16 protein-coding genes are annotated in these 21,744 nt (G+C 54.7%); 6 read left to right on the top strand and 10 right to left on the bottom strand.

All coding sequences use genetic code 11. The annotated features are described in order from the left end of the window. Positions 1-208: 208 nt before the first annotated feature. From mnmE to rpmH, 5 genes are all read right to left on the bottom strand, one after another. Positions 209-1,579, bottom strand: a complete 1,371-nt coding sequence (gene mnmE / locus AC1ME2_RS13640) for a tRNA uridine-5-carboxymethylaminomethyl(34) synthesis GTPase MnmE (RefSeq protein WP_480441860.1) — start codon at positions 1,577-1,579, stop codon at positions 209-211. A gap of 79 nt (positions 1,580-1,658) precedes the next feature. After that, complete coding sequence (gene yidC, locus AC1ME2_RS13635; protein ID WP_480441858.1) at positions 1,659-3,341, bottom strand: membrane protein insertase YidC; 1,683 nt, start codon at positions 3,339-3,341, stop codon at positions 1,659-1,661. Between the two features lie 2 nt (positions 3,342-3,343). Beyond that, entirely contained in the window at positions 3,344-3,589 is a 246-nt protein-coding gene (gene yidD / locus AC1ME2_RS13630) for a membrane protein insertion efficiency factor YidD (protein WP_219063382.1), read from the bottom strand. Next, a complete protein-coding gene (gene rnpA, locus AC1ME2_RS13625; RefSeq protein ID WP_480441856.1) occupies positions 3,582-3,983 on the bottom strand; it encodes a ribonuclease P protein component in 402 nt (133 codons plus the stop codon). The genes yidD and rnpA overlap by 8 nt, the downstream gene beginning before the upstream one ends. A 16-nt stretch (positions 3,984-3,999) precedes the next feature. Then, entirely contained in the window at positions 4,000-4,134 is a 135-nt protein-coding gene (gene rpmH, locus AC1ME2_RS13620) for a 50S ribosomal protein L34 (protein ID WP_002551315.1), read from the bottom strand. Between the two features lie 605 nt (positions 4,135-4,739). On the opposite strand from rpmH, the gene dnaA reads away from it, so the two are divergent. From dnaA to gyrB, 4 genes are read left to right on the top strand one after another with little or no spacing between them, the layout of a single operon-like run. Continuing rightward, positions 4,740-6,251: a chromosomal replication initiator protein DnaA gene (gene dnaA / locus AC1ME2_RS13615; protein ID WP_480441855.1), complete on the top strand. Its 1,512-nt coding sequence runs from the start codon at positions 4,740-4,742 to the stop codon at positions 6,249-6,251. Positions 6,252-6,289: 38 nt separating this feature from the next. Beyond that, positions 6,290-7,393, top strand: coding sequence for a DNA polymerase III subunit beta (gene dnaN / locus AC1ME2_RS13610; protein ID WP_480441853.1), 1,104 nt, complete (start codon positions 6,290-6,292; stop codon positions 7,391-7,393). Positions 7,394-7,417: 24 nt separating this feature from the next. Beyond that, the gene (gene recF / locus AC1ME2_RS13605) at positions 7,418-8,521 is read left to right on the top strand and encodes a DNA replication/repair protein RecF (protein ID WP_480441852.1); all 1,104 of its coding nucleotides are present in this window, start codon (positions 7,418-7,420) and stop codon (positions 8,519-8,521) included. A gap of 4 nt (positions 8,522-8,525) precedes the next feature. After that, positions 8,526-10,943: a DNA topoisomerase (ATP-hydrolyzing) subunit B gene (gyrB, locus tag AC1ME2_RS13600; protein ID WP_480441851.1), complete on the top strand. Its 2,418-nt coding sequence runs from the start codon at positions 8,526-8,528 to the stop codon at positions 10,941-10,943. Between the two features lie 251 nt (positions 10,944-11,194). Here the strand turns inward: gyrB and gmd are convergent, their stop codons facing one another. Beyond that, positions 11,195-12,235: a GDP-mannose 4,6-dehydratase gene (gmd, locus tag AC1ME2_RS13595; RefSeq protein ID WP_480442133.1), complete on the bottom strand. Its 1,041-nt coding sequence runs from the start codon at positions 12,233-12,235 to the stop codon at positions 11,195-11,197. Positions 12,236-12,758: 523 nt separating this feature from the next. On the opposite strand from gmd, the gene AC1ME2_RS13590 reads away from it, so the two are divergent. Beyond that, positions 12,759-14,717, top strand: coding sequence for a methyl-accepting chemotaxis protein (locus tag AC1ME2_RS13590; RefSeq protein WP_480441849.1), 1,959 nt, complete (start codon positions 12,759-12,761; stop codon positions 14,715-14,717). A gap of 190 nt (positions 14,718-14,907) precedes the next feature. Here the strand turns inward: AC1ME2_RS13590 and AC1ME2_RS13585 are convergent, their stop codons facing one another. Both AC1ME2_RS13585 and AC1ME2_RS13580 read right to left on the bottom strand, forming a co-directional pair. Next, entirely contained in the window at positions 14,908-16,209 is a 1,302-nt protein-coding gene (locus AC1ME2_RS13585; protein WP_480441848.1) for an NRAMP family divalent metal transporter, read from the bottom strand. Positions 16,210-16,222: 13 nt separating this feature from the next. After that, positions 16,223-17,335 (bottom strand): acyltransferase family protein, encoded by a 1,113-nt coding sequence (locus AC1ME2_RS13580; RefSeq protein WP_480441846.1) that lies wholly within the window; start codon positions 17,333-17,335, stop codon positions 16,223-16,225. A gap of 267 nt (positions 17,336-17,602) precedes the next feature. On the opposite strand from AC1ME2_RS13580, the gene AC1ME2_RS13575 reads away from it, so the two are divergent. After that, positions 17,603-20,236, top strand: coding sequence for an MGH1-like glycoside hydrolase domain-containing protein (locus AC1ME2_RS13575; protein ID WP_480441844.1), 2,634 nt, complete (start codon positions 17,603-17,605; stop codon positions 20,234-20,236). Positions 20,237-20,400: 164 nt separating this feature from the next. Here the strand turns inward: AC1ME2_RS13575 and AC1ME2_RS13570 are convergent, their stop codons facing one another. Both AC1ME2_RS13570 and gmhB read right to left on the bottom strand, forming a co-directional pair. After that, positions 20,401-21,171: a lysophospholipid acyltransferase family protein gene (locus tag AC1ME2_RS13570; protein WP_480441843.1), complete on the bottom strand. Its 771-nt coding sequence runs from the start codon at positions 21,169-21,171 to the stop codon at positions 20,401-20,403. A 32-nt stretch (positions 21,172-21,203) separates the two neighbouring features. Continuing rightward, complete coding sequence (gene gmhB / locus AC1ME2_RS13565; RefSeq protein WP_480441840.1) at positions 21,204-21,743, bottom strand: D-glycero-beta-D-manno-heptose 1,7-bisphosphate 7-phosphatase; 540 nt, start codon at positions 21,741-21,743, stop codon at positions 21,204-21,206. Between the last annotated feature and the right edge of the window lies 1 nt (position 21,744).

The raw sequence follows: 21,744 nt of genomic DNA, 5'->3' as shown, positions 1-21,744 counted from the left end.
CGAGCTGATGGGCAGTTACTCACAGGGCTTAATCCACAGAAAAGTGTGCCGCTCGGTGGAAAAAAGGCAAAGGCGGGCAGCCAAGGTCAGAATAATTCTGCTCGGTTGGGTGAATACGCTGCGAGGTGGGTTGTTGGAACGGGCTTGTCTGCGATCCGCTTGATGCGCTGTGTCAGTACACAGCGCACTTCTACAGAGAAGGGGGGTGCTATTTACCTATACAGAAGCTGGAAAAAATGCGTCCCAGCAAGTCATCTGAGCTGAAAACGCCGGTAATCTCGCCCAGAGATTGCTGTGCCTGACGCAAATCTTCTGCGAGGAGCTCACCGGCACCGGCAAGGGTCAATTGAGCGCGACCGTGCTCAAGCGATGTGCTGGCATGACGCAATGCTTCCAGATGACGCCTGCGAGCGCTGAAGCTGCTTTCAGAGGTCTGTTCATAACCCATGCACGCTTTCAAATGATCACGTAGCAGCTCCAGACCTGCTCCCCCAGCCATTGCACTCAGACTGATCGTCACGTGGCCATCGGCGCTGCGCTCCAGGGCGATGGGATCTCCACTCAAATCAGCCTTGTTACGAATCAGTGTGACCTTGGCCGGATCAGGCCGTTGTTCAAGAAACTCAGGCCACAAGGCAAATGGATCATTTGCTTCAGGTGCCGTTGCATCCACCACCAGCAAGACTCTATCCGCCTCGCCAATCGCTTTGAGCGCACGTTCTACACCGATTTTCTCGACCTTATCGTCGGTATCACGCAGCCCGGCGGTATCAACCACATGCAACGGCATGCCGTCGATGTGGATATGTTCCCGCAAGATATCCCGGGTAGTCCCCGCAATCTCGGTAACGATGGCTGCTTCCCTGCCAGCGAGGGCATTCAACAAACTCGATTTACCCGCGTTTGGTCGGCCGGCAATGACGACAGTCATGCCGTCGCGCAGCAACGCGCCTTGCCCTGCTTCGCGCAGGACTGTGGATAACTCTTCGCGCACCGCATCGAGCATGTTTAACACATGGCCATCGGCAAGAAAGTCGATTTCCTCTTCGGGGAAGTCGATAGCGGCTTCCACATAGATCCGCAGGTTGATCAGCTTTTCCGTCAAGTTATCCACACGCAGGGAAAAAGCACCTTGCAGAGAACGCAGGGCATTGCGTGCTGCTTGAGCGGAACTGGCTTCAATCAAATCAGCGATCGCTTCAGCCTGCGCCAGGTCGAGCTTGTCATTGAGAAACGCACGCTCGCTGAATTCACCGGGTCGAGCCAGCCGGCTGCCCAATTGCAGACAGCGCTGCAGCAACATATCCAGCACGATTGGGCCGCCGTGCCCCTGAAGTTCAAGCACGTCTTCACCGGTAAATGAGTTCGGTCCCGGGAAATACAACGCGATGCCTTCATCGATGACCTGCCCCGTCTCATCGCTGAAGGGGCCGTAATGTGCATAACGCGGTGTCGGCTCGCGGCCGATGATTGCCTGCGCTGCGCTACTGGCCAGCGGGCCGGATATGCGCACGATGCCCACACCGCCTCGGCCTTGGGCGGTTGCAATCGCGGCGATAGTTTCACGAGGGACGTTCATGACCAGGCTCTCTAGACAAATGGCGGATAGCAAAACGCCCCACGAGGGGGCGCTTTGCATTGCTTACTCACAGGTTAGATCAAGCAGCTGCGCTCTTGGTAGCCGCTTCGATTTTACGAGTGATGTACCACTGCTGCGAGATGGACAGGCAGTTGTTGACCACCCAGTACAGCACCAGACCAGCAGGGAACCAGAGGAAGAAGAAGGTGAAGATGATCGGCATCAACTTCATGACCTTCGCTTGCATCGGGTCCGGCGGAGTCGGGTTCAACCGCTGCTGGATAAACATGGTCGCGCCCATGACGATCGGCAGGATGAAGAACGGATCCTTGATAGAAAGGTCAGTGATCCACAGGATAAATGGAGCCTGACGCATCTCTACGCTTTCCAGGAGAACCCAGTACAGCGACAGGAAGACTGGCATTTGCACAAGAATCGGTAAGCAACCACCCAACGGGTTGATCTTCTCTTTCTTGTACAGCTCCATCATCGACTGCGACATTTTCTGCCGGTCATCACCATGCTGTTCTTTCAACGCAGCCAGTTTCGGTGCGACGGCACGCATGCGGGCCATGGATTTGTAGCTGGCTGCCGACAGAGGGAAGAAAATCCCTTTGATCAGCATGGTCAGGAAGATAATTGAAAAGCCCCAGTTCCCGATAAGGCTGTGGATATGTTGCAGCAGCCAGAAAATGGGTTGGGCAATGAACCAGAGAATGCCGTAATCGACAGTCAGTTCCAGACCTGGGGATAACTCTTTGAGCACCGCTTGGCTTTTCGGACCTGCGTACAACGTAGCGCTGGTTTGCGCGGTTGCGCCTGGCGCAACAGTCAAAACCGGGCCAGTGAAGCCGATGATGTAGTTGCCTTGGCTGTCTTTCCGCGTTTGCACGACGTTGTTGTCGTTCTTGTTCGGAATCCAGGCCGTCACGAAGTAGTGCTGCAACCAGGCGACCCAGCCACCTTGGACGGTTTCTTTAAGCGCAGCCTTGTCGATGTCTTTCATCGACACTTTTTTGTAGGGTTCGGCAGGTGTACCCAGCGCCGCGCCCAAATAAGTTGCCGTGCCAGTCGCAGTGGTCGAAGACGGATCGCCACTCGAATCACGTTTGAGTTGTGCGAACAGATTACCAGCCCATGGCTGACCACTCTGGTTGTCGATCAGGTAAGTAACGCCCAGATCATACAGACCGCGCTTGAAGGTAAAGCGCTTGATGTAGTTGACGCCACTGTCAGTGAACTTCAGGTCAACGACCAATTCATTCTGACCATCAGCCAGTTGATAAGTCTTTTGTGCACTGGTGTAAACAGGCCGACCTGATGCACGAGCATCCGGGCCATTGACACCTGTCAGCCCACTTTGGGCCAGATAAGTGCGCTCGCCGCCGTTATCAAACAGCTGGAACGGAATCTCTGGATGATCCTGACGACGTGGATAAAGGGGCAACCGCAGCTGCGCGACATCACCACCAATAGGATCGATCTCCAGATTGAGCACATCCGTTTTTACCTGGATGAGATCTTTGCTGACGACGACCGGTGTTTCAGTCGGAGCAGTGGTGACTGCGTTGGCGCTCGGAACATCGGCACTTGCAGAAGTATTCGAACCAGTTGCCGTATCCGGTATAGCCGGTGCGGTGTTGCTGGCAGCCACATTCTGAGTCGGCAGGGCAGTCTGACCATAGTCCTGGTTCCATTTCAGGACCCCGACATAAGTCACGATTGCCAGGGCGACGATCAGGATCGTGCGTTTAATATCCATGATTACTCGGCCATCGAAGAGGAACGGGAGGTAGGGACAGGTGGAACCGGGTCAAAACCACCGGCATTCCACGGATGACAGCGACCTAAACGACGAAAGGCCAGCCAGCCACCGCGTAGAAGGCCATGATTTTCGATGGCTTCATACGCGTAGCAGGAGCAACTGGGGTAGAAACGACAGTGACTGGCCATCAGCGGGCTAATGGCATAGCGATAGAACTGGATCGGAACGAGCGCCAGCTTACGCATCTGTACTGTCTACCCCTACAGTTTCGGTTTTAACGTCTGGAACCGGCCGGCTGCGTGCCAAGCGTTTCCAGAGTTTGCCGAAATGCTGAATCAATTCGGGGTTTTCTATCTCACCCAAACCTTTGCGCGCGACAATTACGATATCCCAGCCAACCAAATCATCCTGGTGCTGGCGAAATGATTCGCGCATTAGGCGTTTCAAGCGATTGCGCTCAACGGAGAGCTTGACGCTCTTTTTACCGATCACTAACCCCAAACGGGGATGATCCAGGTCGTTGTTACGCGCAAGGAGCAAGAGATTTTTCCCCGGAACCTTGCCGGTAGGGGAGTCAAAGACTGCCTTGAAGTGTCGGGGTGTCAGCAGACGCTTTTCCCGACTGAAGTCTCGACTCACCACCTGTGCCGAGTTATCAAACTGCCAAACGCTTACGGCCCTTGGCGCGACGACGCGACAGGACTGCACGGCCGTTTTTGGTAGCCATGCGAGCACGGAAACCGTGGGTGCGGGCGCGCTTGATGGTGCTGGGTTGGAAAGTACGTTTCATGGCGTGTTACCTGGTTCGTCCACAACGGGCCGGAATGGCCCCCGTTTTAAGAGACCGGGGATTCTAGAGAAAGCAAGCCTCTAGGTCAATTTCCAACCAGCGTTTCCTTCATTTACTTATCAATTCCCTTTTGGACGTCCTTTTTCCAATCTAGCCTTTTTGACCAGGAAGGAACCCTGTGAGCGCTGTGATCAGATATAGAATTAAAGAAGGAAAGTATTTAAAGCTCTTTTGTAATGCTTATAAAAGCTAAGGGAGCCATTTTGTGTGGATAAGTGACTTGAGGCCTTTAAAGTCAACGTGTACAGAGGATGACAACTTGGTTAAGAAACGGTGGCCTAGCTGTGCTGCGCTGTCGGATAAGCTGTGGATGGAATGGCACCTTATCCACAGGCCGGTTATCCACAGAGTTCAGACCCGACTTATGCAATGGGCTGAAGGACGCTTATCCACAGAGCTTATCCACATGCCATTGGTCGCATAATTTCTGGATAAAGCCTTGATTCTTCGTGATCCCAGAGCAACCTACATGTGGATAAGTCGGGCGCTGATCGTTACAATGGCTGCTGTTTTTGCCTCACCGGCTTTCAACTTAGGGGATATCCGTGTCAGTGGAACTTTGGCAGCAGTGCGTGGAGCTTTTGCGCGATGAGCTGCCTGCCCAGCAATTCAACACTTGGATCCGTCCGCTACAGGTCGAAGCCGAAGGCGACGAGTTGCGCGTCTACGCACCGAACCGTTTTGTTCTCGATTGGGTCAATGAAAAATACCTGGGTCGTTTACTTGAGCTTCTAGGCGAGCACGGGCAAGGGCTCGCGCCTGCGCTTTCCCTATTGATAGGCAGCAAACGTAGCTCCGCTCCGCGAGCGGCACCGAACGCACCGTTGGCTGCTGCTGCGTCCCACGCAGTGACTATCAATCAGGTTGCTGCGTTGCCTATTCAGCAAATGGTGTCTTCACACGCTTCTGGCCAAACGATTGCGGTCAGTAATGAGCCTTCGCGTGCCAGCTTTGATCCAATGGCGGGTGCGAGCTCTCAGCAAGCGCCTGCGCGTTCAGAGCAGCGTACTGTTCAGGTTGAAGGCGCACTCAAGCACACCAGTTATTTGAACCGGACGTTTACGTTCGAGAATTTTGTCGAGGGTAAATCCAACCAGCTGGCTCGCGCAGCGGCCTGGCAGGTTGCTGATAACCCTAAGCACGGTTACAACCCGCTGTTTCTTTATGGTGGGGTTGGTCTGGGTAAAACCCACTTGATGCACGCTGTGGGTAACCATCTATTAAAGAAGAATCCGAATGCCAAGGTCGTGTACCTGCATTCGGAGCGTTTCGTGGCCGACATGGTCAAAGCGTTGCAGCTCAATGCCATCAACGAGTTCAAACGCTTCTACAGGTCAGTTGATGCTTTGCTGATCGATGACATTCAATTTTTCGCGCGCAAAGAGCGTTCCCAGGAAGAGTTCTTCCACACGTTCAACGCCCTGCTTGAAGGTGGTCAGCAGGTCATCTTGACCAGCGACCGTTACCCGAAAGAAATTGAAGGTTTGGAAGAGCGATTGAAATCCCGTTTTGGCTGGGGATTAACGGTGGCCGTTGAGCCGCCGGAGCTTGAAACCCGGGTGGCGATCTTGATGAAAAAGGCGGATCAGGCGAAAGTTGATTTGCCTCATGACGCAGCCTTCTTCATAGCGCAACGTATTCGCTCTAACGTACGTGAACTCGAAGGCGCCCTGAAGCGAGTGATTGCTCACTCGCACTTCATGGGGCGTGATATCACGATTGAATTGATTCGTGAATCGCTGAAAGATTTGTTGGCGTTGCAGGACAAGCTGGTCAGTGTGGATAACATTCAGCGCACTGTGGCTGAGTACTACAAGATCAAGATTTCTGATCTGTTGTCCAAACGCCGCTCACGTTCAGTGGCACGTCCGCGACAAGTTGCGATGGCGTTGTCCAAAGAACTGACCAACCACAGCTTGCCTGAGATTGGCGATGTGTTTGGCGGGCGCGACCATACGACCGTTTTGCATGCGTGCCGAAAAATCAACGAGCTTAAGGAATCCGACGCGGATATTCGCGAGGACTATAAGAACCTGCTGCGGACACTCACGACCTGATGACACCAGCGCAGCTTATTAAGGCAAGGGACTAGACCATGCATTTCACCATTCAACGCGAAGCTTTGTTGAAACCGCTGCAACTGGTCGCCGGCGTCGTTGAACGCCGCCAGACCTTGCCAGTGCTATCCAACGTGCTCCTGGTCGTCGAAGGCCAACAGCTATCGCTGACGGGTACCGACCTGGAAGTCGAACTGGTCGGCCGTGTTCAGTTGGAAGAGCCTGCTGAACCGGGGGAAATTACCGTTCCTGCGCGCAAGCTGATGGATATCTGCAAAAGCCTGCCCAATGACGCGTTGATCGATATCAAGGTTGATGAGCAGAAGCTGGTGGTAAAGGCGGGACGTAGCCGTTTTACCTTGTCCACGTTGCCGGCCAATGATTTCCCTACGGTGGAAGAAGGCCCTGGCTCGCTGACGTTCGATCTGGTGCAGAGCAAGTTGCGCCGCTTGATTGAGCGCACGAGCTTTGCCATGGCACAGCAGGACGTTCGTTACTACCTCAACGGCATGCTGCTTGAAGTGCATGCGGGGGTGCTGCGTGCTGTCGCCACCGACGGTCACCGTCTGGCAATGTGTTCCATGACTGCCGACATCGAGCAAGCCGATCGTCATCAAGTGATCGTGCCGCGCAAGGGCATCCTTGAACTGGCGCGTCTGCTGACTGAACAAGACGGCATTGTGAGTATCGTGCTGGGGCAGCATCACATCCGTGCGACCACAGGCGAATTCACCTTCACCTCCAAGCTGGTTGATGGCAAATTCCCTGATTACGAACGTGTTCTGCCCAAAGGCGGTGACAAGTTGGTATTGGGTGATCGTCAGGCACTGCGTGAAGCTTTCAGTCGCACAGCAATTCTTTCCAACGAAAAATATCGCGGTATCCGTTTGCAGTTGGCCAATGGTCAATTGAAAATTCAGGCGAACAACCCTGAGCAGGAAGAGGCAGAAGAAGAAGTCGGCGTTGATTACAACGGCGGTCCGCTGGAAATTGGCTTTAACGTGAGCTATCTGCTCGACGTGTTGGGCGTGATGACCACTGAGCAGGTGCGCCTGATTCTGTCGGACTCCAACAGCAGCGCGCTGGTGCAGGAATCTGATAATGATGATTCCGCTTACGTCGTTATGCCGATGCGCCTGTAACTGTCAATGTCCAGCAGAACCTAGATGTCCCTTAGCCGCGTCTCTGTTACCGGGGTGCGCAATTTGCACCCGGTGACCCTGTCTCCCTCCCCTCGCATAAATATTCTTCACGGCGCGAATGGCAGTGGCAAAACCAGCGTCCTGGAAGCCATTTATCTGCTTGGCCTTGCGCGCTCATTTCGTAGTGTGCGGTTGCTGCCTGTCATTCAGTATGAACAACCCGCGTGTACAGTTTTTGGTCAGGTTGAATTGGCCGGAGGTGGGCACAGCAGTTTGGGCGTATCACGGGATCGCCAAGGGGAATTTCAGATCCGCATAGACGGGCAAAATGCTCGAAGCGCAGCGCAGTTGGCTGAAGCTTTGCCTTTGCAACTGATTAACCCCGACAGCTTTCGCCTGCTTGAAGGCGCTCCCAAGATCCGCCGTCAGTTTCTCGATTGGGGAGTGTTCCACGTGGAACCTCGCTTTATGTCGACGTGGCAACGCTTGCAGAAGGCCTTGCGGCAGCGGAACTCATGGCTGCGGCATGGTACACTTGACGTCGCTTCGCAAGCAGCTTGGGACAGGGAGTTATGCCTGGCCAGCGCTGAAATCGATGAATATCGTCGAGCTTACATCAAGGCTCTTAAACCGGTTTTTGAACAGACCTTAGGCGAGTTGGTTGCGCTTGAAGGTTTGACCCTGAGCTATTACCGCGGTTGGGACAAGGATAAAGAGCTGAGTGCAGTACTCGCTTCTTCCTTGCACCGCGATCAGCAAATGGGTCATACGCAGGCTGGACCACAACGTGCTGATTTGCGCCTTAGATTAGGCGCTCATAATGCCGCAGAGATTTTATCTCGTGGCCAGCAGAAGTTAGTGGTCTGCGCTCTGCGCATTGCTCAAGGACATTTGGTCAGCCAGGCTCGACGCGGCCAATGTATTTATTTGGTGGATGATTTGCCGTCTGAACTGGACGAGCATCACCGTCGAGCGCTTTGCCGCTTGTTAGAAGACTTACGCTGCCAAGTGTTTATCACCTGTGTAGACCATGAATTATTGAGGGAAGGCTGGCAGACGGAAACGCCAGTTGCTTTGTTCCACGTGGAACAAGGCCGTATCACCCAGACCCACGACCACCGGGAGTGAAGGCATGAGCGAAAATCAAACGTACGACTCCTCCAGCATTAAAGTGCTGAAAGGGCTAGATGCCGTACGCAAGCGTCCCGGTATGTATATCGGTGACACCGACGATGGCAGCGGTCTACACCACATGGTGTTCGAGGTGGTCGATAACTCGATCGACGAAGCTTTGGCCGGCCATTGCGACGAAATCAGCATTGTTATCCATCCCGATGAATCGATCACCGTCCGCGACAACGGTCGCGGTATTCCGGTAGACGTGCACAAAGAAGAAGGCATTTCGGCAGCTGAGGTCATCATGACCGTGCTGCATGCTGGCGGTAAGTTCGATGACAACTCCTACAAAGTATCCGGTGGGCTGCACGGTGTAGGCGTCTCAGTGGTTAACGCCCTTTCCGAATTGTTGCTGCTGACCGTGCGTCGTAGCGGCAAGGTTTGGGAACAGACCTATATCCATGGTGTTCCACAGGAATCCATGCGTATCGTTGGCGAAAGTGATTCCACGGGTACCGAGATTCACTTCAAGCCGTCCGACCTGACCTTCAAGAATATTCACTTCAGCTGGGACATCCTGGCCAAGCGTATTCGCGAACTCTCATTCCTCAACTCCGGTGTGGGTATCGTCCTTAAAGACGAGCGCAGCGGCAAGGAAGAGCTGTTCAAATACGAAGGCGGTTTGCGCGCGTTCGTTGAATACCTGAACACCAACAAGACACCGGTGAACCAGGTCTTCCACTTCAACATCCAGCGCGACGATGGCATTGCTGTCGAGATCGCTTTGCAGTGGAACGACAGCTTCAACGAGAACCTGTTGTGCTTTACCAACAACATTCCTCAGCGTGACGGCGGTACTCACCTGGTGGGTTTCCGCTCGGCTCTGACGCGGAACCTGAACACCTACATCGAACAGGAAGGTCTGGCCAAGAAGCATAAAGTCGCCACCACGGGTGACGATGCGCGCGAAGGTTTGACCGCAATCATTTCGGTCAAAGTGCCAGATCCAAAGTTCAGTTCGCAAACCAAAGACAAGCTGGTTTCGTCCGAAGTGAAAACCGCGGTCGAACAGGAAATGGGTAAACACTTTTCCGACTTCCTGTTGGAAAACCCGGCCGAAGCGAGAGCAGTAGTCGGCAAAATGATTGATGCTGCGCGCGCCCGTGAAGCGGCTCGTAAAGCCCGTGAGATGACTCGCCGTAAAGGTGCGTTGGATATCGCCGGTCTGCCAGGCAAGCTCGCTGACTGTCAGGAGAAAGACCCTGCCCTTTCCGAACTGTATCTTGTGGAAGGTGACTCTGCTGGCGGCTCCGCCAAGCAGGGACGCAACCGTAAGACGCAGGCAATCCTGCCGCTTAAAGGCAAGATCCTGAACGTAGAGAAAGCGCGTTTTGACAAGATGATCTCTTCGCAAGAAGTAGGCACCTTGATCACTGCACTGGGTTGCGGTATTGGCCGTGATGAGTACAACATCGCCAAGCTGCGCTATCACAACATCATCATCATGACCGATGCTGACGTCGACGGTTCGCATATCCGTACGTTGCTGCTGACCTTCTTCTTCCGTCAACTGCCTGAACTGATCGAGCGTGGCTATATCTACATCGCTCAGCCGCCGTTGTACAAAGTGAAGAAAGGCAAGCAAGAGCAATACATCAAAGACGACGAGGCCATGGAAGAGTACATGACCCAGTCGGCTCTGGAAGATGCCAGTCTGCACCTCAATGAATCGGCTCCGGGCATCTCGGGTGAGGCGCTGGAGCGTCTGGTTAACGATTTCCGCATGGTCATGAAGACCCTCAAGCGCTTGTCGCGTTTGTATCCTCAGGAACTGACTGAGCATTTCGTTTACCTGCCACCGATTTCGCTTGAGCAGCTTTCCGACCATGCCGGCATGCAGGCGTGGTTGGCGCTGTTTGACGCGCGCTTGCGCGTCGGTGAGAAGTCAGGCCTGGTCTATAAAGCCAGCCTGCGTGAAGATCGCGAACGTAACGTCTGGCTGCCAGAGGTCGAGTTGATCTCCCACGGCTTGTCCAACTACGTGACATTCAACCGCGACTTCTTCGGCAGTAACGACTACAAAACCGTGACTGCCCTAGGCGAACAAATAAGCACCCTGCTCGAAGAAGGCGCTTACGTGCAACGCGGCGAACGCAAGAAGCCGGTTACCGAGTTCAAGGACGCCCTTGCCTGGTTGATGGCGGAAAGCACCAAGCGCCATACCATCCAGCGCTACAAAGGTCTGGGTGAAATGAACCCGGATCAGCTGTGGGAAACCACCATGGACCCAAGCGTGCGCCGGATGCTCAAGGTCACGATTGAAGACGCTATTGGCGCTGACCAGATCTTCAACACCTTGATGGGTGACGCGGTAGAACCTCGCCGTGATTTCATCGAAAGAAATGCCTTGGCGGTGTCAAACCTCGATTTCTAAGAGGTTGTCGGTTCACAGAATAGATGAATCAAGCGGGTCGCTCTGACCTGCTGATTTTCAAGGCCAGCGCTCTCGCGTTGGCCTTTTTTTTTGTACGCAAAATGTCGGCCACTTTTTAAATTATGTGCGTCGCTGATGGCGGCGTAGGCTTTTGCCATACGTAAGGCCAATCTCCAAGCCGCTGGATACCTGTTCGTCGAGCGAGGGCAATCCAAGTCTGGATAACTCTGCAGATCAATGCAGGTTGCTCATCAGAAAGAGAACCCGCTTTGATTGCGACGCAAATCAGCTTCGACCATCATTTGGCACAGCGCCTCCAAGCGGGTTTTGGACTCCCAGCCTAATTCACGCCTGGCTTTTTCGGGGTTACCGATCAGAAGATTCACTTCTGTTGGACGATAGAATCTGGGGTTAACCACCACCAACACGCGGCCACTGCTAGCGTCCAGCGCCTGCTCGTTCTCTGCGTCACCGCGCCACTCCAGCTCAGTGCCAACGGCCTTGAACGCCATGCGGACAAAGTCTCGAACCGTCTCGGTACGGTGTGTTGCCAGCACGTAGGTATCTGGGCGCTCCGCCTGAAGCATCAGCCACATGCCTTCCACATACTCCTTGGCAAAACCCCAGTCTCGCCTAGCGTCCATGTTGCCGAGTTCCAATCTGTCCTGCTTGCCCAGCGTGATGCAGGCGACCGCGTCGGTGATCTTGCGCGTTACGAACTCTTTACCGCGCAGTGGTGACTCGTGGTTGAAAAGGATCCCGCTACTGCCAAAGATGCCGTAGGACTCCCGGTAGTTGATGGTCATCCAGTGTGCATAGAGCTTGGCCACGCCGTAGGGGCTACGCGGATAGAAAGGCGTGCTTTCGATCTGGGGAACGGCCTGCGCCTTGCCAAACATCTCCGACGTGGACGCCTGGTAGTAGCGGATCTTCGGATTGACGATGCGAATCGCCTCGAGCAGGTTAACTGCACCAAGGCCAGTGATCTTGGCAGTAGTAATTGGCTGATCGAACGACACACCTACAAAACTCTGCGCGGCGAGGTTGTAGACCTCCGACGGCTGAGCCTTTTCCATCAGACGGATGCTGGCACTCAAGTCAGTAAGGTCATGTTCGACCAGGTGAAGGTTAGGATGGTTCTTGATGCCGAGCTCTTCAATACGCCAGAAGTTGACTGAACTGGTACGACGGAAAGCACCATAAACGCTATAGCCTTTTTCCAGAAGCAGTTGGGCAAGGTAAGCACCATCTTGGCCGGTGATACCCGTAATAATGGCTGATCGGGAGTTCATGTTTAGCCCATCCACTCTTTGAATACTTTTATATTGATTGCCCGGCAGGCCGTTTTTTGCCATCCGCATGAAAACCGCCACGACGCCTGAGCGTCAGACACGACCTTGATGGATGAAGTGAGTAATGTCGCCTTCGCCCACATAGCACTGGACTGCACTTCAATGACCAAGTCAATAACACCGGCGGCTCTTGAGGCGGTGCTTGTGTCCTGCCGGAATGAATGTCGACTTCATTGCTTTGAGTGTTAGCACACTACCCCATTTGCCACCCTTGCAAGCGGGTCGCCCTGACCTACTGATTTTCAAGGCCAACGCTCTCGCGTTGGCCTTTTTTTTCACGCTATTGGTTCATTGGGGTGCCGTTCATGTTGATGAGCACCATGTCTTGGCTTCGCACGGCGAACCAGATGCCTTTGCCCGGCGCTACAAACTCACTGCCAGTGTTCGATAATTTGCACAGTTCTTGCAGAATAATTAACAAACAGCCCAGCCTGTAACCCTTCTACCCACGGAGTCGTTGAGCATGCCGTTACGCCTGAAGTTGGCCCTAAGCTACCTGATGATCGGCTTGATCCCGGTTTTGGGCATGGCCTTTACGGTCTATCAACAAGCCAGTACCGCCCTGCGCGAACAGACTCTGAATGGCCTCGAGGCTGTTGCGTATATCAAACAGCAGCAATTGCTGGATAACTGGCAGGAGCGGCGTAACCAGATAAGCACCCTGGCCAGCAACTTGAGCAACAGCTACCAGGGCCTGAACGACACCGCGCTGATCAGTACCACTCATTACGACCGCCCGGTGTTTCAAAACTTCATCAGCACCTTTGGTTACCGCGAACTGAAACTGATCATGCCCGACGGCACCATTATGCTCAGTCTGCAGCGCGGCAGTGACGACCAGCACACGCTCAGTGAAGAGGGACTGCGCGACACTCCGCTGGCGCGTCTAGTCAAGCAAAGCCGCGAGAGCGGCAAACTGTTGATCAGCGACCAGCAATACAACCCACAGAGCAAGGAGCCGACCCAGTATCTGGCCGCCCCGGTCATGTCGGACGGCGCGCTGCAAATGACCCTGGTCCTGGAGTTGCCCATCGCCCCACTCAATAGCGTGATGCAAACCCGCCAGGGCATGGGTGAAAAAGGCGAAACTTACCTGGTCGGCAGCGATGGCAACCTGCGCTCGGACTCGGCCCGCTTCCCCGAACGCCAGGTCAATCGTAGCCTCGATGCGCAAAGCGGCCTCACTGGCCGCGCGGTCAGTAATGCCCTCGCGGGCCAACAGGGGCGCATCGCAGAACCGGGACTGGACGGTAATAGCGCGCTGAAAGTATTTGTCCCCATCGCCTTCGATGACAACCACTGGGCCCTGATTGCTGAAATGGATCAGGCCCAGGCATTTGCTCCGGTGCATCAGCTGATGTGGCAAGTCTTGCTGCTCGGCCTGCTGACCGTCGCCGCCGTGGCGCTCGCCACATTGCTGGTCAGCCGCAGTGTGATGCGCCCACTGGGCGGCGAACCGAGCAACATGACCGCACTGGCCAGTCGCCTGGCCGCAGGCGAGTTGAACCTGCCGACAGAACAACGACAACAGGCTGGCTTGATGCTGGCCTTGCATGAAATGGCCTTGGCCTGGCGAGATGTAATTGAGCGTCTGCGCCAATCCAGCCAGGACGTCGGCCATGCCAGCAGCGAAATTCTAAGCGCTGCTGGGGAAACCAGCGAACGCCTCGACCTGCAGCAAGAATCGCTGGAAATGGTGGTCAGCGCCGTCGAACAAATGTCCAGCACCGTGCAAGAGATCGCCCGCAACGCCGCCGACAGTGCGCAAAGCAGCACCGCCGCACGCGTTGCCTTTGGTGAGATGCAATACACCCTGCAACAGATGATTGGCCAGCAGGGACGCTTGCTGAATGATATCGGTCGTGCTGGCAGCGTGGTCGACACGTTGGCCAACGATGCTCTGCAAATCGGCACCGTGCTCGCGGTGATCCGCGGCATTGCCGAACAAACCAACCTACTGGCACTCAACGCCGCGATCGAAGCCGCACGCGCTGGCGAACAAGGCCGTGGTTTTGCTGTGGTCGCCGACGAGGTGCGCAACCTTGCTCAGCGCACCAGCAGTGCCACCGAAGAGATCGTCGCCATCACCAACACCTTGCAAGGCTCCTCCACCGAAGCCCTGCAGGCGATGCAGGCCTCAACCGAACAAGCACATACGCTGGAGCGTGAAACCCAGGTGGTGCTGACCTCGCTCGGCCAGTTGGACAATTCCCTGCAAGGCGTGCACGCCCTCGCGATGCAGATCGCCGTCGCCGCGGACGAACAGGCCGGAACCACGGAGGAAGTAAATCAGCACATGCACCGCCTGCACGACATGACCCGCGACAACCGGCAGACTGCGGCGCATACCCGCAGGAGCGGCGAGCACCTGCAGCAAGTGGCCAACAACCAGCAAGCCTTGGTGCTGCGCTTCCGCCTGTAATGCGGGCCTGCCAGGACGCCAGCCATGTCAGCAGCGAAATGCTAAGCGCCGCAGGGGAAGCCAGCGAACGCCTCAACCTGCAGCAAGAATCGCTGGAAAGGGTGGCTAGTCATTCGCTGATCGTATCTTGCGCAGAGGGCGTCTGGTTCTGAAACAGGTGCAATCGTATTTCAGGACTAGGCGCAGTAATTTAAGCAGGGATGAACATCACCACGGCTGCCGCGCCCATCACCGCCGTCGCGATCCAGCCCAGGATGATCATCGGTCGACTTGCTGTAAAAGCGCCCATTACAGACTTTTTCGAAACCAGAATGATGATCACAACCATCAGGGGAACGGCGACCAGTCCGTTGATCACTGCGCTCCAGAATAGAGCTTTCATCGGACTGATTGGCGAATACTGAATGCCAAGTCCGGCAAGTACGCTGACAGTTATGATGGTGTAGAACCCACGTGCATCATTCACTTTTCGTTCGAGACCCTTCCTCCAACCCATGGCCTCGGAAAAGGCATAGGCCCCAGAGCCCGCCAGCACAGGTACGCCGATCAGGCCCACACCTAGAATGCCAAGCGCGAAGAGGAGGTACGCAAAGTTACCGGCGAGCGGCCGCAGAGCACTGGCTGCCTGCGCCGCCGTATTGATATCGGTGACGTCAGCCACATGGAGGGTAACGGCGGTCGCAAGAATGATGAAGTAAGCGGTGATGTTGGAGTAGAGCATGCCGCTCCAGGTATCCCACCGAATGCGTCGAAGCTCCGGTCCAGCAGCATGTACATCGCGGACGAGTGGTTTACAGTTCCAGTTAGCCTCCATGTCCTCTACCTCTTCGGAGGCCTGCCAGAAAAAAAGGTAGGGGCTGATAGTCGTGCCGAAAACCCCGACGACCACGGCGGCAGTACTGGAGTCCAGCGTGATACTGGGCCAGAAAGTATGCAAGACGACCTGTCCCCAGGGAACATGAACCGTAAACAATACGGCGGCATAGGCCAGTAGTGAGACCGTCAGCCACTTCAGGATGAACACATAACGATGATAAGGAATGAACACCTGTAGCAGAATCGTCCCGAACACAAAGAGCGCAGTCATGAGATGTCGATTAACGCCAGAGACAAGCTCTGCGACTTCTCCCATCGCGGCGACATCCGCAGCAATATTCAGGGTATTGGCCAGGAGAAGAAGAAATAATACGCACGGAAGTACTATGGGTGGAAACGCATCCTTGATATTGGCGGCGAGTCCTTTCCCGGTGACCCGGCCGATGTTTGCGCACATTGATTGAATGGCAGACATCAAAGGAAAGGCCAGCGGCATCGTCCATAACATGTCGAGGCCAAATTGCGCGCCTGCCTGGGAGTACGTGGCGATACCACTAGGGTCATCGTCCGCCACACCGGTAATGAGTCCGGGGCCGACTCGAGACAGCGGGTGTTCCTTCAGCCGCTCCCAAAGCACTCCAAGGGCCTTCGCCCGCAGTGGTCTATCCACATCCATTAGGCAGTTGCCCCTACTTACTAAACGCCTGCCCAGTGCAATAGGCTTTCAATAGCATCAGTGACGAACTGATATGTGTTGCCAGCGTGTGTCTCATCGACATACACGGCTTTTCGAGCAGATGCCACGACAGGACAGCCGCTATGAGCACCACTGGAAATGCTAACGCGATCATGACCAGTGGGTCTATCCCTTTGAACTGATGAGCCAGAATTTCCTGCACAGGGAATGCGTAGATATAAACGCCGTAAGAATAGTCACCCAGTTTGTTATAGCGATCAAAAAATGAATGGGTTGAAAAACCGAGATAGAAAATCAGGTAAGTCCAGGCGAGAACAAAACACTCAAAAAAATACGCGGTGTGCAATGTCCCCCCTGCCAGTACTAACAACGGCACCAACCAGACAGGCCGGAGTTTTATGTTGTGCCGGTAACGATAAAGGGCCATCCCTATGACGAAAGGGAAACTCCAGCTAAAAAAGAACTGAGCCCTGTGCAACTCTGTCACCAGCGAGGTGTGTATACCCAGCAGTTTGAACCCTAGATACACCGCGATGTAGACCGTCAGAAACCAGAAGAACCGCTTGCCCGCGCCAAAAAAAGACAAGGCGCCCAGCGCCCCAACCAACACATACAGCATGACCTCGTAAAACAATGTCCATAACGAGCCATTGATGCCGGGGTAAGGGTTGTTTTGAAACAGGCCAGGTAGCTGGAATTTCATGTTGAACAGCAGGAGATTATTATCGATGTAGCGATAGATTTTCCCGTCGCTAAGGTACTCCGATGTACCCAGCGTAGTAAAAAGGGTACCGATAACAAAGACAGCGAGCAGCAAGGCCATGGTAAGGCCAGGGTAGATCCGCAGAAAGCGAGCCGAGAAAAAATCAATGTTGCTGGGCGCCCTTTCACGGCTCATCGAAATAAAGAAACCGGACACGCAAAAAAATGTAATCACTGCCAATTCGCCCAGGCTAATGCCCAGCACGTTATTCAAAGGTTCTACTGCAGTTTCACCCAATGACAGTGGATAACTGTGAGACACCAACACCGCCGTCGCGGCCAGCATGCGTATAAGATTGAAATTATTATTTCGCCTGGAGGCCAGATCACCTAACGTACTCATATTTTCTCCCCCTGCAGCCAAGGTGAAATATGTCGATCGGGCTCCAGCGGCCGCGATGGCCCCTCAGTCAGCACCCGGTATGAGCAGCTGCAAAATCGCGATTTTGTTGACAGTATTTATAGCGCTCAAAGAAACCATACACCAAGCCATGAGCTTGTCAAATTACCGGCAAGATCGAAAATTAAAATAAAAAATGTCAATAAATTGGCTTGTCGTGTCGGTTAATCGATATTTTTTTGAAGAACCATTATCGGCCTGGAGGTAATGATGACCCCTGAACCTAAGTCAAACACGTTCCTTGAAACAGTCGAAGGACAGCGTTTGTCGGGTGATAACGCCGAGTATTGGCGTGAGTGGGGGCCGTACATCAGCGACCGTCAGTGGGGGACGGTACGTGAGGATTACAGTGCTGATGGCGATGCCTGGCTCTATTTCCCACATGACCATGCTCGCAGCCGTGCGTATCGCTGGGGTGAGGATGGTCTGGCGGGCTTCTCTGACAAAGCGCAGCGGTGGTGTCTGGGCCTGGCGCTGTGGAATGAACGCGATCCGATTATCAAGGAGCGCTTGTTTGGTCTGAGCAACGCTGAAGGTAATCACGGGGAGGACGTCAAAGAGCTGTATTTCTACGTGGATGGGGTTCCGAGTCATGCCTACATGCGCATGCTCTATAAGTACCCGCACGCCGCTTTTCCCTACAGCGATCTGGTTGATGAAAATGCTCGTCGGGGCCTGAACGATGCGGAGTACGAAATCCTCGACACCGGCGTGTTCGATGACAATAACTATTTTGACGTCACGATTGAATATGCCAAGCACACGCCTGACGACATCTTTATGCGAGTCACCCTGGAGAACCGCTCAGATCAGGCTGCACGCCTGCATGTACTGCCGCACCTGTGGGCGCGCAATACGTGGAGCTGGGGCGATACGACGGAACGCCCTGCCCTCGTGTTACAGGAGCAGCAGGTGCTGGCACACCATCCCGAGCACGCGGACAGGCTGGCCAGTGCCTGGGGGCCTCAACCGTGTGAGTGGTTGTTTTGCGATAACGAGACCAACACACCAAAGCTCGACGGTCAGCAGGCGAATGGTCCGTTCAAGGATGGAATCAATGACTACCTGGTAGACGGACACGCTGATGCCATTCGCCGCGACACGGGGACACGCGCCGCAGCACATTTCACGCTGGAGCTGAAAGGTCGAGAGACCCAAATCGTCTACCTGCGCTTTGCTCCCCGTGATGCTGAAACGGTGAATGCAAGAACGCTGTTTGCAACCTGCCGCGCACAAGCAGATGACTACTATGCGGCGCTGCAACATGGCCTCGAAGACGCCGACGCGTGCAATGTGCAACGTCAGGCCTTGGCAAGTCTGTTGTGGTCCAAGCAGCTCTACTATTTCGACGTCAATCGCTGGCTTGACGGCGACCTGACGCAAGCGCCGCTGTCGCCCGAGAGGGTCCGGATTCGTAACGCCCATTGGCGACATCTTTCCAACTTCGACATCGTGTCCATGCCGGACAAATGGGAATACCCGTGGTACGCCTCTTGGGATCTGGCGTTTCAGGCGGTGGCTTTTGCCTTGATCGACCCGGCCTTTGCTAAACAGCAGTTGTTGTTATTGGTAAAGGATCGCTTCATGCACCCCAACGGGCAGCTGCCGGCCTACGAGTGGCGCTTCGACGACGCCAACCCGCCTGTGCATGCCTGGGCTTCGTGGCGGGTTTATCAGCGGGAAAAAGAGCTGACCGGGAAAGGCGATCTCGATTTCCTCGAGCGAATCTTTCACAAACTGCTGTTGAATTTTTCCTGGTGGGTCAATCGCAAGGATGCAGAAGGCCGCAACGTGTTTCAGGGGGGATTTTTAGGGCTGGATAATATTGCGCTGTTTGATCGATCTGCCGCGATGGAGCCGGGTTATCAGCTGGATCAGGCCGATGGTACGGCGTGGGTAGCCGCTTATGCGCTGGATCTGATGCGCATCGCTTTGGAGTTGGCCAAGCGCAACTCAGTGTACGTCGATATTGCGGTTAAATTCTTCGAGCACTTTCTGTATATCGCCGGAGCGATAAATTGCGTCGAGGACAGTTCTGAAGGTCTTTGGGACAACCAGGACGCGTTTTTTTATGATGTTTTGCATCGTCCCGATGGTAGCCGTGAGCCGGTACGACTGCGCTCTATCTTGGGGTTGATGCCGCTGTTTGCCGTGCAGGTACTGGAACAGCACGAGCATGAAGGTTTGCCAGGGTTACGCGAGCGACTGCTAGGTTTTTTGCGGCACCGCCCGGATCTCGCCCGACTGGTCTCGCGTTGGACCGAACCCGGCAAGGGCAACCGGGCGTTGCTGGCTCTGCTGCGTGGTCAGCGGACCAAAGACCTGCTGTCGCGCATGCTCGACGAAAGCGAGTTTTTGTCTGCGTTTGGCGTTCGTTCTTTGTCCAAGGCCTATGCTCAGAAACCATTCAGCATGCAAATAGACGGCAATACACTGTGCGCCGATTATCAGCCGGCAGAGTCCAATTCGCGGCTGTATGGCGGAAACTCCAACTGGCGCGGCCCGGTGTGGATGCCGGTCAACTACATGCTGATCGAATCCCTGCGGGAGTTTCATCGGTACTACGATGACAATTTTTTGGTCGAATACCCGACAGGCTCTGGTTTCCTGGCGTCCCTGGAGGAAGTCACCGATGGGCTCAGTCAGCGCCTGACGCGCTTGTTTTTACTCGACGAAAACGGCTGCCGACCCAGCATGGCGGCTTACCCACAGTTGCAGGCTGATCCCGCCAGTCGCGACCTGGTGCTGTTCCACGAGTATTTCAATGGCGATACCGGGCGTGGATTGGGCGCATCCCATCAGACTGGATGGAGTGCGCTGGTCGCGTTGTTATTGCAGAAGTGACGGCCGTTCTTGGGCACGCAATTAGCGGTAGGTTTTAGCTGCTGATAAAAACTTATGCACGTTTTTGGTTCATTAATCGTCTTAAGAAATAAGTCTATAAATTAATGGGTTAGCGCTGTTTTTTTGCTGAATTTCAAAAATGATACACAGCTTATCCACAGATGCTAAACAATCGCATTTTCTTCGCTCGATGCGGGTGCAACCATCGAACCCATAGTGCGTTGCGTTGCTTCATTCCAGGCCGCGACGCGGTCGTTGAGCGCCGCAATGGCGCGTGGGCCGGTGCCCTCGGCATACATCGGTTCGCCAATGACCACCTCAATGGTGCCCGGTGTTTTCGCCCAGCCTTCTTTTGGCCAGTATTTGCCCGCGTTATGCGCAATTGGCAGAACCGGCAGGTTCGCATTCACGGCCAACGCGGTGCCGCCTCGGGAAAACTTGCCGATCTGCCCAAAAGGAACGCGAGTGCCTTCCGGAAAGATCAACACCCAGACGCCATCCTTGAGCAGCTCGTTGCCCCGTTTGGCGACGTGCTTGAGTGCGGCTTTCGGGTTGTCACGGTTGATCGCAATCGGCCGCAGCATGGCCATGGCCCAACCGAAAAACGGGACATACAGCAGTTCACGCTTGAGCACTTGGCTCAGAGGTTCGAAGTGCGCTGAGAGGAAGAAGGTTTCCCACGTGCTCTGGTGATTGGACAGAATCACACAGGGCTGTTGCGGGACATTTTCTTGACCCTTTACCTCAACATGAATATTCAGAAACACCCGCGTCAGCCACAACGCACAGCGGCACCAGTAAACGTTGATAAAACGATAGCGGGCGCGGAAGGGCAAAAAGGGGGCGATAAAGAAACTCAGTGTGCACCACAGAAGAGAAGTGGTGCCCAACAGCAGGTAAAAGGAGAAGAGTCTGATTGCCTGCATGATCGACATAGCTGCTTTTACCGTTTGCGGGCATTGCCCGTCTATTTACGAGTGTGGATAAGTTCTGTGGCAACCGCCGCCAGATCGTCAAAAATCAAAGTGCCTGCAGGCAAAGGGTTGCCCATCGTTTTGAGACCTTTGCCGGTCTTTACCAACACAGGCTGAGAGTCGACGGCCAGTGCTGCCTCCAAGTCACCCTTACTGTCGCCAACAAACCAGATACCCGCCAGATCTACCGCGTAATGATCGGCAATGGTTTTGAGCATGCCCGGTTTTGGCTTGCGGCAATCGCAGCCTTCCTCCGGGCCGTGTGGGCAAAAAACAATCAGACCTACTTCACCACCCTGCTCTGCCACCAGAGCGCGCAAGCGCGCATGCATGGCATCGAGTGTGGCAACATCGTAAAACCCGCGGGCAATGCCGGACTGGTTGGTGGCGACGGCCACCGTCCAGCCAGCCTTGCTCAGTCGCGCGATGGCCTCGACCGAACCCGGGATGGGAATCCACTCCTCCACCGACTTGATGTAAGCGTCGGAGTCATGATTGATCACCCCGTCCCGGTCCAGAATCAGCAGCTTCAAG

It is taken from the genome of Pseudomonas sp. ASL9, assembly GCF_056680335.1.
This window is presented reverse-complemented; position numbering and strand designations above follow the sequence as displayed.

What these genes read in the sequence shown, in the direction of transcription:
- yidD (WP_219063382.1), bottom strand. Translation starts at nt 3,589, where the DNA reads ATGCGTAAGCTGGCGCTCGTTCCGATCCAGTTCTATCGCTATGCCATT.
- yidC (WP_480441858.1), bottom strand. Translation starts at nt 3,341, where the DNA reads ATGGATATTAAACGCACGATCCTGATCGTCGCCCTGGCAATCGTGACT.
- rpmH (WP_002551315.1), bottom strand. Translation starts at nt 4,134, where the DNA reads ATGAAACGTACTTTCCAACCCAGCACCATCAAGCGCGCCCGCACCCAC.
- gmd (WP_480442133.1), bottom strand. Translation starts at nt 12,235, where the DNA reads ATGAACTCCCGATCAGCCATTATTACGGGTATCACCGGCCAAGATGGT.
- dnaN (WP_480441853.1), top strand. Translation starts at nt 6,290, where the DNA reads ATGCATTTCACCATTCAACGCGAAGCTTTGTTGAAACCGCTGCAACTG.
- AC1ME2_RS13575 (WP_480441844.1), top strand. Translation starts at nt 17,603, where the DNA reads ATGACCCCTGAACCTAAGTCAAACACGTTCCTTGAAACAGTCGAAGGA.
- AC1ME2_RS13585 (WP_480441848.1), bottom strand. Translation starts at nt 16,209, where the DNA reads ATGGATGTGGATAGACCACTGCGGGCGAAGGCCCTTGGAGTGCTTTGG.
- mnmE (WP_480441860.1), bottom strand. Translation starts at nt 1,579, where the DNA reads ATGAACGTCCCTCGTGAAACTATCGCCGCGATTGCAACCGCCCAAGGC.
- AC1ME2_RS13590 (WP_480441849.1), top strand. Translation starts at nt 12,759, where the DNA reads ATGCCGTTACGCCTGAAGTTGGCCCTAAGCTACCTGATGATCGGCTTG.
- recF (WP_480441852.1), top strand. Translation starts at nt 7,418, where the DNA reads ATGTCCCTTAGCCGCGTCTCTGTTACCGGGGTGCGCAATTTGCACCCG.
- AC1ME2_RS13580 (WP_480441846.1), bottom strand. Translation starts at nt 17,335, where the DNA reads ATGAGTACGTTAGGTGATCTGGCCTCCAGGCGAAATAATAATTTCAAT.
- AC1ME2_RS13570 (WP_480441843.1), bottom strand. Translation starts at nt 21,171, where the DNA reads ATGTCGATCATGCAGGCAATCAGACTCTTCTCCTTTTACCTGCTGTTG.
- gyrB (WP_480441851.1), top strand. Translation starts at nt 8,526, where the DNA reads ATGAGCGAAAATCAAACGTACGACTCCTCCAGCATTAAAGTGCTGAAA.